The organism is Sphingomonas sp. (assembly GCF_032114135.1).
Taxonomy (GTDB): domain Bacteria; phylum Pseudomonadota; class Alphaproteobacteria; order Sphingomonadales; family Sphingomonadaceae; genus Sphingomonas.
In genome coordinates, this window is the sequence record NZ_DAMCTA010000001.1 from 759,728 (window position 1) to 775,072 (window position 15,345).

Sequence of the window (15,345 nt, forward strand, 5' to 3'; positions counted from 1 at the left end):
GGCGGAGGGATCGGAAGGCCTCAGCCCTGCTGGTCGGCGCGGCTCGCGCCTTCGCCGTCGAGGTTCTGGCCGACGAAGTCCCAGTTCACCAGCTTGGTCAGGATGGTGTCGACGAACGACGGTCGCGCATTGCGATAGTCGATGTAATAGGCGTGTTCCCACACGTCGATCGTGAACAGCGGCTTCACGCCGTGCGCGACGGGCGAGTCGCCATCATGGAACGAGGTGACCTTGAGCGTGTCACCGTCGAGCACCAGCCAGCCCCAGCCGCTCGCGAAGTGGCCGACGGACTCTGCCTTCAGCTTCTCAAGCAGCGCCTCGTGGCTGCCGAAGTCGCGGGTAATCATCTCGGCCAGGTTGCCCGTTGGCGCCGCATAGTTCGGCGTCAGGCACTGCCAGAAGAAGCTGTGGTTCCAGATCTGCGAGCTGTTGTTGAACAGGCCCTTGTTGCCCCTGTCCTTGGCATAGGCGATCACCTCGGTGAGCTTCTTGCCCTGGAGTTCGGGAATGTCGGCGACCAGCTTGTTGCAATTGTCGACATAGGCCTTGTGGTGCTTGCCATGGTGGAAGTCGAAGGTCTCCGCCGACATATGCGGGGCGAGCGCGTCCTTGGCGTACGGCAGTTCGGGAAGTTCGAAGGCCATGTCATGCTCCTCTTGGAATTGGAAAGCTTCTCCGCCCGCCTAACGCATGGGAGCGCGGGGCGCCGCAACATTTTTTGTTTCGCCCCTGATCGATGCTGCCGATCAGAAGAGCTGCCACTCCCACACGCCGGCCTCGGCGGGTACGCGCAAGCGGAGGTAGCGGGCGGAGACGTTCAGCGGCAGCACGATGGGCGAGCCATTCGCGCCCGCCTTGGCAGCCACCTGCCGCCACTGCGTGCCGTCGGCTGAGGCCTCGATGGCGATGTCGTAGGGGCGGTTGGCATATTCCATTCGCAACTGGGTCGTGCGGATCGTCTGCACCTTGCCGAGATCGGCGACGAGCAGCGGCGCAGTGCCGGGCGCGGGGCGCCACAGCGTCGCGTAATTGTCGTCCCCTGCCCGCTCGGCCGCATGCCCTACATCCACTGCCGCGCCCTTCAGCGTGACCGGCAAACCCCGCGTACGGCGGGAGGCGAAGCCCGTGACCGCGGTGCCATGGCTCGCCACTACCTTCGCAATGCTGCCGTCGTCGTGGATCGTCATCGGATCGACGGCCATCTGGCGGAGCGTCGCATCGTCGCCCGGCCGCGGCCACGGCAACGACTGGCGGTGGTAGAGGATGTAGGGCTGCTTGCCGACGCGGAAGATCGCGTGGTGTCCCGGGCTGATAACGTCGCGGGTCTTGTCGGTCGAGAGGATCGGGCTGTCCGGGCCTTCGCGGAACGGCCCGAAGGGGGTGTCGCCGATCGCGTAGCGCACCTTGTAGGTGTCCTCGGTCGTCTTGCCGTCGCTATAGGTGAGGACATAGTGCCGCCCGGCCTTCACTAGGAACGGCCCCTCGAAGTAATTGGCGGGGGTGACGTCCTTGGGCTCGCCGTCGAAGCTGACCATGTCCGGCTTGAGCTTTACGACGAAGCAGTGGCCGTTGGTCCAGTTGAGCCCCGAGCCCCAGTAGAGATAGGCGGTGCCGTCGTCGTCGACGAACGCCTCGGCGTCGATCATGTGATAGGCGGGGGCGAAGTCCTTGGCGATGAGCGGCTTGCCGCCATGCGCATCGGCCCAAGGACCGGCGGGCGACGGCGCGCTGCCCACCCAGACCTCGGAGCCCACCGACACATACATGTACCAGCGCCCGTTCCTGGCCTTCACGACCGAGGGGGCCCAGACGTTGGAGTCCCCCGAGGTGGGGCTGGTCGCTGCGGCCTTGGTCGGCCAGGCGGGCGTCGAGAAGGTCCAGTCGCGTCCGTTGGCGGACGTCCACATTCCCAGCGTGTCCGCCCCCCAGGGATCGATGGTGGCGTAGATATACCATTTGCCGCCGTCATGGACGATCGACGGATCGGCGAAATAGCCGGGGAGCAGCGGATTGCCGTCCCCCGGGCTATCCCAGCGCGGCGCGGGCGCATCGGCGGCGGCGAGCAAGCCCGCCGCCACCATCAGAAGAACCGCCTTGCTCACTTGATGTCGAGCATCACGATCGCCTTGGCCGGCACCTGCACCGTCAGGGTGCCGCCCGAGAGCGTCGCGCCGGTGAACGCGGCCGGCTTGATCGCATCGGGTGCCTTGAAGTCGTTATGCGCGTCCATCGTGGCGCCGGTGAGGACCTTGCCGGTCACGGCCGCGCCGCTCACGCCGTCCAGCTTGACGCTCACGCTCGCCGGCTGGTTGGGATCGACATTGACCAGGCCGACATGGACCACGCCGTCGGTGCCCCGCACCGCGCTGGCGCTGACCGCACGCATCGTCCACTGGTCCTTGTTGTACCAGCGCGACGTCACGTCGACCGGCAGCACCGTGCCGTCCATATAGTCCTTGTACAGGTCGAACGCCCAATAGGTCGGGGTCTTCACCATCTTGGCGCCGTCGGTCAGCAGCATCGCCTGCAGCACGTTGACCATCTGGGCGATGTTGGCGCCGCGCACGCGGTCCGCATGGGCCGCGAAGATGTTGAAGTTGAGCGCCGCGACCATCGCGTCGCGCAGGCTGTTCTGCTGGTAGAGGAAGCCAGGATTCGTGCCCGGCTCGACATCGTACCAGGTGCCCCATTCATCGACGAGCAGCGCCACTCGCTTCTTGGGGTCGTACTTGTCCATGATCTTGCCGTGCTCGGTCAGCAGCTCTTCCATCTTGAGCGTCTTGGAGAGCGTGCGCGCCCAGCTCTCCTCGTCGAAGCCGGTCGCCGCGCCCTTCTTCTCCCAGGGCCCGGGCACCGTGTAATAATGCACGCCGATGCCGTCGATCTTGTCGCCGGCCTTGCGCATCATCACGTCGGTCCAGTTGTAATCTGCCGAGTTGGCGCCGCTGGCGATCTTCATCAGCCGCTGCCCCTCGGGCACCTTGAGGAAGGTGGCGTAGCGGCGGGTCTCGTCGGCGGCATATTCGGGGTGCATGTCGCCGCCGCAGCCCCACAGCTCGTTGCCAATGCCGAACATCGTCAGCTTCCACGGCTTGTCACGGCCATTGGCGCGGCGCTGGTTGGCGATGGTCGATTTGGTCGGCGAGGTCATATACTCGACCCACTCGGCCATCTCGCTCGGGGCCGCCGTGCCGACATTGCCCGAGACATAGGGCTCGGCGCCCACCACTTCGGTAAAGTCCATGAACTCGTTGGTGCCGACGGCATTGTCCTCGGTCACGCCACCCCAGTTGGTGTTGACCTTGACCGGGCGCTTGGCGCGCGGGCCGATGCCTTCCCGCCAGTGATATTCGTCGGCGAAGCAGCCGCCCGGCCAGCGGATGACGGGCACCTTGATCGCCTTCAGCGCGTCGATCACGTCGCGGCGGAAGCCCTTCACATTGGGGATCTTGCTGTCCGCGCCGACGTAGAGCCCGCCATAGATGCCGCTGCCGAGATGTTCGGCGAACTGGCCGAACAGGCGCTTGTCATATTTCGCGCCGGGCTGGTCGCCATGGACCGTCACGGCATCCCCGCCGGTCTGGGCCAGCGCTGGCATGGCGGCGATGAGCGCAATCGCGCTGATGAGGCTTCGCATCATTCTTTCTCCGTCGCGCGCGCCGGGCGCGCCTTGGCTGGGGTAGTGCCCTCGCCCGCGAACGGGGTGAGGCGGAAATGGATCGAGGTGGGCACCAGCTGGGTGCGGTATTTGGGGAGCGGCTTGCCGAACTCGCTCCACTGGGTGTCGCCGCCGACGCCCCATTGTGCGGCATCGATCAGCAACGTGCCCTGCGCCTTCAGAACTACATCGGTGCTCTTCCAGGTGCCGGGTTCGTGCCGGTCGAGATCGGCATAGGGGAAGGCGAGCGCGTTCATCATCAGCGGCGTGTCGCCCTGGACCCGCAGGCCCGAGCCGCTACCGATCAGCTCCATCCAGCGGACATCGACCTTGTTGCCGGTCTCCTGCGGGCGGATGTAATCATGGTTCTGCTCGGCGACCGCACCGCGCCACAGTCCGATCGGAGCCGAGGTCTTGCGATCGACATAGCTTTCGTGCGGACCCCGGCCATACCATTCGACCGTCTTGAGGCTGCCTGGCGTGGTGAAGGCCAGGCCGATGCGGAACGGCGGCGGCAGCTGGCCCGAAACCGGCTCGAACTTGCCGTCGACCGCGACCGAGCCGTCGCCCGCCATCCGGTAGACGCTGGTGAAGCGCACCGCGCCCGCGCCCATGGTGTAGGCGACCCGAACCTCGGCGCCGTCCTCACCCAGATCCTGCACCTGCACCGCGGAGACGGTGCGGGTCTCGCTCATGCCCTTCCAGGCGGCGAGCTGCTTGTCGGTACCGATGCCGATGTCGTTGTCAGTCACCGCACGCCAGAAATGGGGGGCGCCGCCGCTGAGCAGCGTCTTGCCCTTGGCGGCATAACGATCGACCAGGCCGGTCGCGCGGTTCACCACCAGCGTGGCGCCGCCAGCCGAAAGGGTGATCGCCCCCTGCCCGTCCTGCATCGTCACCTTGCCCTTGAGCGCCTTACCCTCGGCCGAACGATAGGCCGGGTCGAGCGCGAACTGCTCCCAGCCGATCACCGTGCCGCCCGGCACCAGCGGCACTGCATCGGCCTTGGCGCGCGCGCGGATCGTGACGAAATACTCGGCGCCCGACTTGCGGGTGAGACCGGCCAGCGGCAGCGCGATCGTGCCAGCGCCGTGCGCCGCCACGTCCGGCGTCGCCAGCGTGCCGTTCGCCACCGCGACGCCATTCTCCTGCACTTCCCAGTCGAAGGTGAAGCCGGACAAGTCGCGGAAGTCATGCCGGTTGCGCACCGTCACCGTGCCGCCTGCAGCATCAAAGCCGTCGAATTGGATCGGCGCATAGACCTTGCGGAGCTCGTAGAGCTGCGGGTTGGGCGTGCGATCCGACTGGAGCAGCCCGTCGCCGAACTCGATGTCGCCGCCCGGGTTCGGGCCGTACTCGCCGCCGTCGCCCCAATAGCGCCGCCCGTCCTTGGTATAGCGGTACATCGACTGGTCGACCCAGTCCCAGGCAAAGCCGCCCTGCAGCTTGTTCGGGTGGGCGTAGATGGTGTCCCAATATTCCTTCAAGTTGCCGCCCGAATTGCCCATCATATGGGCATATTCGCACTGGATCACCGGCTGCTTGGAGTTCCAGTTGGTGGCGTAATCCTCCAGCTTCACCGCCGGATCGTACATCGGCGCGTAGATGTCGGCATAGTAATTAGGCCGGTGATCCTGGATCCCGTCCCAGGTGCCCCAGCCGAGATAGGAGACCAGCCGGCCCGGGTCGATCGCCTTGGCCGCCGCGGCCGCCGCCTCGAAGTTCGGGCCGATGCCCGCCTCGTTGCCCAGCGACCAGAAGATCACCGAGGGGTGGTTCTTGTCGCGCTGAACCGTGTTGACCACGCGGGAGACATGCGCGTCCTTCCACGCCGGATCGAAGCCGACCTGCAGCTGCGAGCGGAGTTCGCCATGCTTGTTGGCGTAATCCATATAGGCATGGCTCTCGATATTCGCCTCGTCCATCACATAGAGGCCGTAGCGATCGGCGAGCTCGTACAGATACGGGTCGTTCGGGTAGTGCGACGTGCGGATCGCGTTGATGTTCGCCCGCTTCATCAGCTGAATGTCGTGTTCCATCGACGCGTGGCTCACGACGTGGAAGGTCTCCGGATCATGCTCGTGGCGGTTGACGCCGCGGATGGTGATCGGCTTGCCGTTGACGCTGACCAGCCCGTTCTTGATCTCGACGGTGCGGAAGCCGATCCGCTGCGGCGTGGCCTGCACCACCTTGCCCTCCGCATCGACCAGCTCGACGAGCAGGGTATAGAGATTGGGCGTCTCGGCGGTCCAGGGGCGGACGCCCGGCACGTCGGCCGCGAGCGTCACCTTATGCGCCGCGCCCGCGGGGAGCTGCGTCTCCCGCACCAGTACCTGCGCGTCGCCGTCGAGCAGCGTCATCCGCGCGGTGAGCGGCGCGGTGCGATCGGTGAGCGTCAGCTCGGTCGAGAGCTTGCCGTCCTTGTACGCGGCATCGAGACCGGCATGGACGAACAGGTCGGCCACGCGCGCCTTGGGTGCCGCCGCCAGATAGACCGAGCGCTCGATGCCCGAGACCCGCCAGAAATCCTGGTCTTCCAGATAGCTGCCGTCGGACCAGCGATGGATCTGGATCGCGATGGTGTTGCGCCCGGCATGGACCAGCTTGGTCACGTCGAACTCGGAAGGCAGCTTGGAGTCCTGCGAGTAGCCCGCCTCGACGCCGTTCACCCACACCTGATAGGCCGAACCCGCCGCGCCGATGTGCAGGATCACGTCCTGCCCGGACCAGTTCGCCGGCAGCTGCACGTCGCGCCGGTACGAGCCGACCGGATTGGTCGCGTGCGGGATCAGCGGGCGATTGGCCGGGAACGGATAGGTGATGTTGTTGTAGCGCGCCTGGTCATAGCCTTCGGTCTGCCAGTCGGCGGGGACCTTGATGCGCTTCCACTTGGCGACGTCGTATTCGGGCTTCTCGAAGCCGTTCGGCACCACGTCCGACGAGGGCGAGAAGTGGAACGACCATTGGCCGTCGAGCAGCAGGTAACGGCTCGACTTGGCGGGATCGCCCGCGAGTGCGGCGGCGCGGCTCTCGTACGGAAAGTGCGTGGCGTTGGCCGGCATCTTGCCGCGCGCGAACACCGCCGGGTTCTCCCAATCGGGGCGGCGCGGATCGACCTGCACCGGCTGGACCTGCGGCGCGTCGCCGATCTTCGGCCCGTCCTGCGCCATCCCCATGCCGGAGGCGAGCGCGACACTGCCCACCGCCGCCAGCAACCCGTACTTGTTCACGCTGATTCCTCCCGCCCCATGAGGGCATACTGCAAAGGCTGATTGTTTCGGTCAAATTTCTCGGAGTAATTTCCGTGTAATTTATCGTTGCAGGGCCCCGCTCTCGTGCAGGAACGCCTCGTGCGTGGTCATGCGCGAGGCCGCCAACGCGGTGACCTCGGCGATCCGGGCGAGCCGCGCCGCCGCCTCGTCGCGCGGCATGCCGTCGGCGATCGGGTCGTGGCCGCTGGGGTCGATCCCCTGCCCGTGCAGCACCGCCAGCCAGCTGGTCTTGGAGAAAAGCTCGTCCGCCTCGCGGTAGAGCCGGCCGCTGGCCCGATAGATGGCGATGCGATCCGCCAGCGTGTCGGGCAGGTCCATGGTCCGCAGATGCCGCCAATAGTCGGTGTCGTCGCGCGCGGTGGCGTGGAAGTGCAGGATCAGGAAGTCGCGGATGGTCTCGAATTCCGTCGCCATCAGCCGGTTGTAGCGGCGGATGTCGGCAGGCGTGCCGCCGCCCACCGGCAGCATCTCCAGCAGCCGCGCGATGCCCGCCTGAACGAGATGGATGCTCGTCGACTCCAGCGGCTCGAGAAAGCCGCTGGCTAGCCCCAGCGCGACGCAATTCTTCTCCCAGAAGCGCGCGCGGCGCCCCGCCTGGAAGCGCAGCAACCGCGGTTCGGCGAGCGGCGTGCCTTCCAGGCTGCCGAGCAGCTGCACCTCGGCCTCCGCATCCGAACAATGGGCGCTCGCATAGACCATCCCGTTGCCGACGCGGTGCTGCAGCGGGATCCGCCACTGCCACCCTGCACCCCGCGCGGTAGAGCGCGTGAACGGCGAGCGTCCCTCCGGACCCAGCGTGCAGGGCACCGCGACAGCGCGGTCGTTGGGCAGCCACTGCGCCCAATCCTCGAACGGCACGCCCAGCGTCTCGCCGAGCAACAGCGACCGGAAGCCCGAACAGTCGATGTAGAAGTCCGCGGCGATGCGCGTGCCATCCTCCAGCACCACGCCCGTGATGGCGCCATCCTCGCTGCGCTCGACGGTGACGATCCGGCCTTCCTGCCGCCGAACGCCACATTGCTCGGCCTTTTCGCGGAGGAAGCCGGCATAGAGCGCCGCATCGAAATGATAGGCATAGCCGAGATGGGTCAGCGGGTTGTTGCCGCTGCTCACCGGGCGCTGGAAGCGGCCCAGCCGCGCCGCCTCGGCGCAGATCGAATAGGCCTCGAGCGGCGCCGCCTCGCCGCCCAGCCGCGCGCGCTGCCACAGCGCCTCGAACGGGATCGCGCCGAAATCGATGCCGTGGATGCCGAACGGATGGAAATAGCGCGTGCCCTTCGCGCGCCAGTCGACGAACTCTATACCGAGCTTGGCCGTGCCCTTGGTCGCGCGCAGGAACTCGGCCTCTTCGATGCCGAGCAGCGCGTTGAATGCCTGGATCGGCGGGATCGTCGCCTCGCCCACGCCGACCGTGCCGATCGCCTCGGACTCGACCAGGGTGATGGCGATGGCGCGCGTATCCAGTACGCGGCCGAGCGCCGCCGCCGCCATCCAGCCCGCCGTGCCGCCGCCGATGATCGCAATATGCGAAAGCGGCGCGCTCATGCCGCGCGCCGCCCTTTGAACGTCCAAAGGTGGAAAGCCGTCACCCTGCGCCATGCTCCGATAGAAGAGGGCCGGAGCAGTCGCTCGCCCCGGCCCACGCGGTCAATAGGTCGCGCGCAGCGATAGGCCGAAGCGCCGGTCGTTGAGCTCGTAGCGCAGCGGCGCGGCGGGCGTGCCGATGTAGATCCGGTTCATCCGGTTGTTGAGGTTCACCACATCCGCGGAGACCGCGACCTGCTTGGTCACATTCACGCTGATCGAGGCATCGAGCGAGGCATAGGGCGCGGCATATTGCGGGATGCCGTTGGCGCCGCTGCCCTGGGTCTGGTCGAGATAGCTCGACCGCCAGCTCCACGCCACGCGCGCGGTGACCGGGCCCTTCTCGTACAGGCCGACGATATTGTAGCTGTGCTTCGACAGCTTCTCGAGCGGCAGCTGCGCCGGCGTGTTGGTCCCCGCCACGGCGAAGGGGTTGGACACGCTGGAGTCGACATAGGTGTAGTTGGCCTGCAGGCCGAGACCGCTCAGCGGTCCGGGCAGGAAGTCGAAGAACTGGTTGTAGCCGATCTCCGCGCCCTTCACCGTGCCGTTGCCGGAATTGACCTGGGTGCTGATGTCGTAGGTCACCCCGTTATACACGCCGGGAACGATGCCGCCGGCCAGGAAGCCGTTGACCTTCTTGTAGAACAGGCCGCCGGTCAGCGATCCGCTGGGCGCGAAGTACCATTCCGCCGTGACGTCAAAATTGTCCGAGCGGATCGGGTTGAGCAGCGGGTTGCCCGAGCTGGCGCTGGGGTGGCCCGTAACCGGGTTGATCTGGTTCGGATTGTTGAGCGTGAGGTTGGTCGAAAGCTGGTCGAAGTTCGGGCGCGCCAGGCCCTTCGAATAGGCGAAGCGCATCTGGAACTTCTCAGTCAACTTGGCGCGGAGGTTAAAGCTCGGCAGCGCCTTGGTATATTCCTTGCTCACGCTGATCGGCGCCGAGCTGCCGTCATTGTTGAACTGGGTGCCGATCGAGGTCGCCTTGGTCTTCACCACCCGCACGCCGACGCCGCCGTCGAACGCGATGCCGCCCAGCTTGAAGCCGTAATCGGCGATGGCCCAGCCGGTATAGGTCTTCTCGGTCTGGCTGTTGAGGTCGCCGGGCTTGAAGCTGTCCTGCGTCTGTGCACCGAGCAGCGCGTAGAGCGCCTTGGTCTGCGCCCATACGCCGTCGCCCGCCGGGAAGGCCGGGTAGAGGATCCCGCCCTTCACGCTGTTGCCGTCGAACCAGTTCTTGGACGGCCCGGACATCGCAAGCTGCGGGTTCCTGCTGAGCGGCACCAGCGGAGTGCCCGCCGGCGCGCCGCAGTTGGGATCGGCGCCGAGCGCGGTGATGCAGGCGGCGTGCCAGGTGCCGCGCAGATCGATGCTGTTGTCGGCATAGCGCGCGCCCGCCCGCAGCTTTTTTAGCAGGCCGCCATCGACGTCATATTCGATGTCGCCGGCGAAGGCCCAGGTGTCAGCGTCGTTCCGCTGGAGTGAGTCCGCGATATAGGGCGTGGTGTAATTGGCCGGGTTGTTGAGGACCCCCTGCTCCTTCACGTCCCAGCGCGGATATTTGCCGCGCAGGTCGAAATCGACCGTCAGCGGGTGCGGCGTGGTCAGCGAGGTCTGGCCGGCCTGAGTGTAGAGCGACAGCACATGGCCGTTGCGATCGGCGTTGTAGTAGGACGTCAGATACTGCGCATCCAGATTGACCTTAAGCCGATCGGTTGGCTTCCACGCAGCGTTGAGCGTGAAGTTTCTGCTCGCGCTCCACAGCTGCTGGTCGTAGCGGCCGGTCTCGAACGCGATCGGCGACAGCGTGCCGCTGGTCGCATAGCCCTCGTTGTTAAAGGTAAAGGCAGCCCCCGGCGCCGGCGCGGTGCCATAGCTGGTGACGTTGCCGTTGCTGTCGCGGACGTTCGAGCGGTTGCTCAGGTCGTAATAATAGGCGCCCGTGCGGTTGAACCAATATTTGGTCACCTGCGCCTGTGCGGTGATCAGCAGCGCATCGCTCGGCTTCCACTGGATCGCGCCGGCGACACCCAGCCGCTTGCGATCGCCGCTATCGTCGTAGATTTCGGGGCCATAGGGGATTTGCGCATTGGCCGGCGCGCCCGCGATCGAGCCCGGCGCGACGGTGTCGAACGGGCCGATCAGCAGTCCGTCCTGGCGGTAGCGGCTCTTCGAATAGACCGCGTTGATCAGCACGCCGATCTCGCCCTCGCCCGCCTGGAAGCGGTTGCTGTACAGGCCCGACACGGCATAGCCCGGCTTGTCGATACGGTCATAGTAATTGCCGCGGATCGTGGCGCTGATCACCTGACCGGGGGAATCGAACGGCTTGCGGGTGCGCAGGTTGACCGCGCCGCCGACGCCGCCCTCAATTATATTGGCCGGCGCGTTCTTGTAGACGTCGATACCCGAGAGCAGTTCGGGCGGCACGCCTTCGAGGTCGAACGCGCGCCCGCCCGAGGCCGAATAGACCGCGCGGCCGTCGAGGAAATTTTGCACCTGGGTGAGGCCGCGCACGGTGATCGCCGGCTGCGTGCGATGGTCGAAATCGGTGGCGCCTTCGCCATAACGGCGCTGGATCTGCACGCCGGTGATGCGCTGCAGCGCCTCGGTGGTGTTAGCATCGGGCAGCTTGCCGATATCCTGCGCCTGGACCGAGTCGACGATCTGATCGGCATTGCGCTTCAGCGCCGCAGCCGAGCGCAGGCTCTCGCGCACGCCGGTGACGACGATATCGTCTCCGCTGCCGCCCACCGGCGCGCCGTCCTGCTGGGCAAAGGCTGGCGCGACCCCGCCAGCAATCGCCAGCGCGAGCGCCGAGACGCCGAGCAACGAAGTACGATGGTGCATTTTCATGACAAACCTCCCCAAATCCGCTGGCCCAAGATGCCGCATCTCCGCGCGGTGCCGACCAGTTGTCCGACAACATATCCTGTCGTATTTGTAAGACAAGTGCTTTTCGCGCAGCGTGATTGGGGCTGGCGCAGCGCCTGAACTGGCTCCAAAATCGCCTCACCACACGGGGGCAAACCATTGACGGAACAGCGAAAGCGCAACCCAGCGCACCAATCGATTGCACGCGAGATCGGGGTCGCGATTGCGACGGGCCGGTATCTGCCGGGCACAATTCTTCCGGGCGAACTCGATCTCGCCGAATCGCGCGGCGTGTCGCGCAGCGTGGTCCGCGAGGCGCTGCGGATGCTTGCCGCCAAGGGGCTCATCGAAAGCCGCCCCAAGGCCGGCACGCGCGTACGGGCGCGGGCGGACTGGAACCTGCTCGACCCGGACCTGCTCGCCTGGATGTTCGAAGGTGAACCACCGATGGCGTTTGTCGAGAGTCTGTTTCAACTCCGTATGATCGTGGAGCCCGCTGCAGCCGAGCTGGCGGCGCGGCTGCGCTCGAGCCGACATGTCGGCCGCATGGGCCATGCGCTGGAAGTGATGGAGGAGGCCGGATTGTCGAGCCCGGAGGGCCAGGCGGCGGACCAGCAGTTCCACAACGTCATCCTGGAGGCGACCGCCAACGATCTGCTGATCAGCCTGTCGGGCAGCATCGGCGCGGCAGTGCGCGCGACCACGCTGTTCAAGCATCGCAAGGCGAAGCAACTTCGCGACTCGATCCCGCTGCATCGCGACCTGTTCGCGGCGATCACGGACGGCAATCCGGCGGCCGCGCGCGCCGCCACGATCACGCTGATTCTTCAGGCGCAGGAAGACACGGAATCGTCGCTCAAGGCATGAGCGCCCGACGTTGACGTCATCTTCAGGTCAGATATAGTCAGACAAAACAACAGGGAGACGTCGATGCCTGACACGATCGAAAGCAAGGGAGAGATCGGCCGGCGCGGCGTGCTGAAGGGGGCGGCGCTTGTCGGCAGCCTTGCAGCAGCCCCTCGCGCCGCCGCGGGAACCAAGGCGCCCCTGCTCGCCCCTACCCCGCCGATGGGGTGGAACAGCTGGAACAGTTTCGCCACGACCATCACCGAAGCGCAGGCGCTGGAAACCGCCGCGATCCAGGCGCGCGAGCTGCTGCCCTTCGGCTATGACGTCTTCACCATCGACATCCAATGGTACGAGCCCGAGGCGAGCAGCTACACCTACAACGCCAAGCCGGTACCGACGCTGGACGCGCATGGCCGCCTGCTCCCCGCGCCCAACCGCTTCCCTTCGGCCGCGAACGGCAAGGGCTTCGCACCCATTGCCGCCAAGGTCCACGCGCTCGGCATGAAGTTCGGCGTGCACCTGATGCGCGGCATTCCGCGGCTGGCGGTGGAGCGTAACGTGGCCGTACTCGGCACCAACGGCATCCGCGCCGCCGACATCGCCGACAAGGGCAGCATCTGCCCGTGGAACCCGGACATGTACGGCGTCGACATGCGCAAGCCCGGCGCCCAGGCCTATTATGACAGCGTCTTCGCGCTGCTCGCATCCTGGGGGGTCGACTTCGTCAAGATGGACGACATGAGCCGCCCCTATGACGCCCACGCGCCCGAGATCGAGGCCGCGGCCAAGGCGATCAAGGCGAGCGGCCGCCCGATCCTGCTCAGCCTTTCGCCCGGCGAAACCCCCGTGCCCCGCGCCGCTCATGTTGCCCAGCACGCGCAGATGTGGCGCATCTCCGACGATTTCTGGGACGACTGGAAGATGCTGGAGGCGCAGTTCACCCGGCTGGAGAATTGGAGCCCGCATACCCGCCCCGGCGCCTGGCCCGATGCGGACATGCTGCCGCTCGGCCGCCTCGCGCTCGGACAGCGCGACACCAAGTTCACCCCCGACGAGCAGCGCACGCTGATGACGCTCTGGTCGATCGCCCGCTCGCCGCTGATCATGGGGGGCGACCTGCGCCACCTCGATGCGCCCACCCGCGCGCTGCTCACCAACCGCGAAGTGATCGCGGTCAACCAGGCGAGCAGCGACAACCGCCCCTGGTTTGTCGCCGACGATCGCCGCGTCTGGACCGCCCGCGCGGCCACGGGTGGCCATTATGTCGCGCTGTTCAATACCGGCGACAAACCCGGCGAGGCGGCATTCGACCTGCGGCTGCTCGGCCTGACGGGCAAGGTGCAGGTCCGCAACCTGTGGGAGGGCAAGGACGAAGGAGCTAGCCCGCTCCGCCTCGCCCGCACGCTGTCGCCCCATGGTGCCGCCCTCTACCGAGTACGCCCCGCATGATCCGCACGCTTGCCCTTTCGCTGCTGTTTGCAGCCTCCCCCGCCGCGCTCGCCCAGACCAGCGCCCCGCCCTCCGCCGCCGAGCCGGTGGTGACGCTGACGCTGCGGCCCGATCTCCAGCGGCCGGGCCAGCCCTTCGAGGGCTGGGGCACGGCACTCGCCTGGTTCGCGCACGTCACCGGAGGCTATCCCGATCCGGTGCGCGAGAAGCTCGCCGACCTGTTCTATGGCCCCGGGGGCCTAGGCTGGACGATCGCGCGCTACAATATCGGCGGCGGCGACGCGCCCGAAACGGCGCTCTATCTCCGTCCCGGCGCCGATGTCCCCGGCTTCTGGCGCCGCCCGGCGGGCGCCACCGGCACCGATTGGTGGAACCCCGCCGATCCGGCGATGTGGGACTGGTCGGCCGACGCCAACCAGCGCTGGTGGCTCGATGCGATCAAGCGCCGGGTGAAGGCGCCGATCTTCGAGGCATTCTCCAACTCGCCGCCCTGGTTCATGACCGTCAGCGGCAAGGTCTCGGGCGCCGAGAAGGGCACCGACGACAATCTCCGCCCCGGCCAGGAGGCGCGCTTCGCCGAATATCTGGCGATCGTCGTCGACAGGCTGCAACAGTCGCACGGCATCACCTTCCGCACGCTGTCGCCGGTCAACGAGCCGAATACCGATTATTGGTTCGCCAAGAATACCCAGGAGGGTGCGCACTGGAGCCCCGCGCGCCAGGCTACGATGATCGACGCCTCGGATCGCGCGCTCAAGACGCATGGCCTCAAGACGGTCATCGCCGCGCCCGACGAGACCAACTCGCACCTCTTCGTGCGCGACTGGGAAGGCTATCCGGCGGGGACGCGCGCGCGGATCGGCCAGCTCAACGTCCATAGCTATGGCACCGTCCACCAGACCGCGGTGCGCGACGTCGCCCGCGCCCATGGCATCCGGCTGTGGATGAGCGAGAACGACACGCCGCTCGACAAGGATCCCGAGAGCTTCGACGGCATGGCGAGCCCGCTCGCCTTTGCCGAGCATGTCGTCCACGACCTCAAGCGGCTCGAACCGGTCGCCTGGGTGTTCTGGCAGGCGGTGGAGCGGCAGAGCAGCGACAAGGGCGACGGCAGCGCCGGCGGCAGCAACTGGGGCATCGTCAAGATGGCCTACACGCCGGCGAGCGCCGAGCATCCGATCCACGTAACGCGCAAATATTGGGCGATGGCACAGTTCAGCCGCTATATCCGGCCGGGCTATCGGCTGGTGCCGGTGGACGATGAAGACACGGTCGGCGCGGTGTCGCCGGATGGCAAGCAGCTGGTGCTGGTGCACGTCAATGGCGGCGTGGTGCCGCGGCGCCTGACGATCGGCGTGCCCGGGGCGCGGGTGGTGGAGCGGATCGTTACCGATGCCACGCGTGATGCCGCGGGCGTGTTGGCGGAGGCGCTGGCGGAACCCAAGGCGGTCACGACGCTGATCGTCGTGCTGCGCTGAGGCTTACTCCTGCGGCGAAAGCCTGCTCCCCCCTCCCGCCTGCCGGAGGGGACGGGGGAGGGTGAGAGCGGGAGGCAAGAGCCGCCGGTGAACAAGTGCGGCTGAACGTCATCCGCACGCCGCGAGCATCTCGCCCGCTACCCTCACACACCCTCCCCTAGCCCCTCCCGCAAGCGGGAGG

Annotated in this window: 9 protein-coding genes; 3 read left to right on the forward strand and 6 right to left on the reverse strand. The window is 66.8% G+C overall.

The window, feature by feature from the left end; genetic code table 11:
- Positions 1-20: 20 nt before the first annotated feature.
- The 6 genes from RT655_RS03620 to RT655_RS03645 form a co-directional block, all read right to left on the reverse strand.
- The gene (locus tag RT655_RS03620) at positions 21-644 is read right to left on the reverse strand and encodes a superoxide dismutase (RefSeq protein ID WP_313535026.1); all 624 of its coding nucleotides are present in this window, start codon (positions 642-644) and stop codon (positions 21-23) included.
- Between the two features lie 102 nt (positions 645-746).
- Entirely contained in the window at positions 747-2,102 is a 1,356-nt protein-coding gene (locus RT655_RS03625; RefSeq protein WP_313535027.1) for a family 43 glycosylhydrolase, read from the reverse strand.
- Complete coding sequence (locus RT655_RS03630) at positions 2,099-3,637, reverse strand: alpha-L-arabinofuranosidase C-terminal domain-containing protein (RefSeq protein WP_313536895.1); 1,539 nt, start codon at positions 3,635-3,637, stop codon at positions 2,099-2,101. The genes RT655_RS03625 and RT655_RS03630 overlap by 4 nt, the downstream gene beginning before the upstream one ends.
- Positions 3,637-6,888, reverse strand: a complete 3,252-nt coding sequence (locus RT655_RS03635) for a glycoside hydrolase family 2 TIM barrel-domain containing protein (RefSeq protein ID WP_313535028.1) — start codon at positions 6,886-6,888, stop codon at positions 3,637-3,639. Before RT655_RS03635 ends, RT655_RS03630 begins: the two co-directional genes overlap by 1 nt.
- Before the next feature lie 81 nt (positions 6,889-6,969).
- The gene (locus RT655_RS03640) at positions 6,970-8,475 is read right to left on the reverse strand and encodes a tryptophan halogenase family protein (RefSeq protein WP_313535030.1); all 1,506 of its coding nucleotides are present in this window, start codon (positions 8,473-8,475) and stop codon (positions 6,970-6,972) included.
- 102 nt (positions 8,476-8,577) lie between these two features.
- The gene (locus tag RT655_RS03645; RefSeq protein WP_313535031.1) at positions 8,578-11,364 is read right to left on the reverse strand and encodes a TonB-dependent receptor; all 2,787 of its coding nucleotides are present in this window, start codon (positions 11,362-11,364) and stop codon (positions 8,578-8,580) included.
- 183 nt (positions 11,365-11,547) lie between these two features.
- On the opposite strand from RT655_RS03645, the gene RT655_RS03650 reads away from it, so the two are divergent.
- From RT655_RS03650 to RT655_RS03660, 3 genes are all read left to right on the forward strand, one after another.
- The gene (locus tag RT655_RS03650; RefSeq protein WP_313535032.1) at positions 11,548-12,255 is read left to right on the forward strand and encodes a FadR/GntR family transcriptional regulator; all 708 of its coding nucleotides are present in this window, start codon (positions 11,548-11,550) and stop codon (positions 12,253-12,255) included.
- A 63-nt stretch (positions 12,256-12,318) separates the two neighbouring features.
- Complete coding sequence (locus RT655_RS03655; RefSeq protein ID WP_313535033.1) at positions 12,319-13,686, forward strand: glycoside hydrolase family 27 protein; 1,368 nt, start codon at positions 12,319-12,321, stop codon at positions 13,684-13,686.
- Positions 13,683-15,164, forward strand: a complete 1,482-nt coding sequence (locus RT655_RS03660) for a glycoside hydrolase (protein WP_313535034.1) — start codon at positions 13,683-13,685, stop codon at positions 15,162-15,164. The genes RT655_RS03655 and RT655_RS03660 overlap by 4 nt, the downstream gene beginning before the upstream one ends.
- Positions 15,165-15,345 lie beyond the last annotated feature (181 nt).

Coding starts and splice junctions, on each gene's coding strand:
- RT655_RS03620 (WP_313535026.1), bottom strand. CDS start 644: ATGGCCTTCGAACTTCCCGAACTGCCGTACGCCAAGGACGCGCTCGCC.
- RT655_RS03630 (WP_313536895.1), bottom strand. CDS start 3,637: ATGCGAAGCCTCATCAGCGCGATTGCGCTCATCGCCGCCATGCCAGCG.
- RT655_RS03640 (WP_313535030.1), bottom strand. CDS start 8,475: ATGAGCGCGCCGCTTTCGCATATTGCGATCATCGGCGGCGGCACGGCG.
- RT655_RS03645 (WP_313535031.1), bottom strand. CDS start 11,364: ATGCACCATCGTACTTCGTTGCTCGGCGTCTCGGCGCTCGCGCTGGCG.
- RT655_RS03655 (WP_313535033.1), top strand. CDS start 12,319: ATGCCTGACACGATCGAAAGCAAGGGAGAGATCGGCCGGCGCGGCGTG.
- RT655_RS03660 (WP_313535034.1), top strand. CDS start 13,683: ATGATCCGCACGCTTGCCCTTTCGCTGCTGTTTGCAGCCTCCCCCGCC.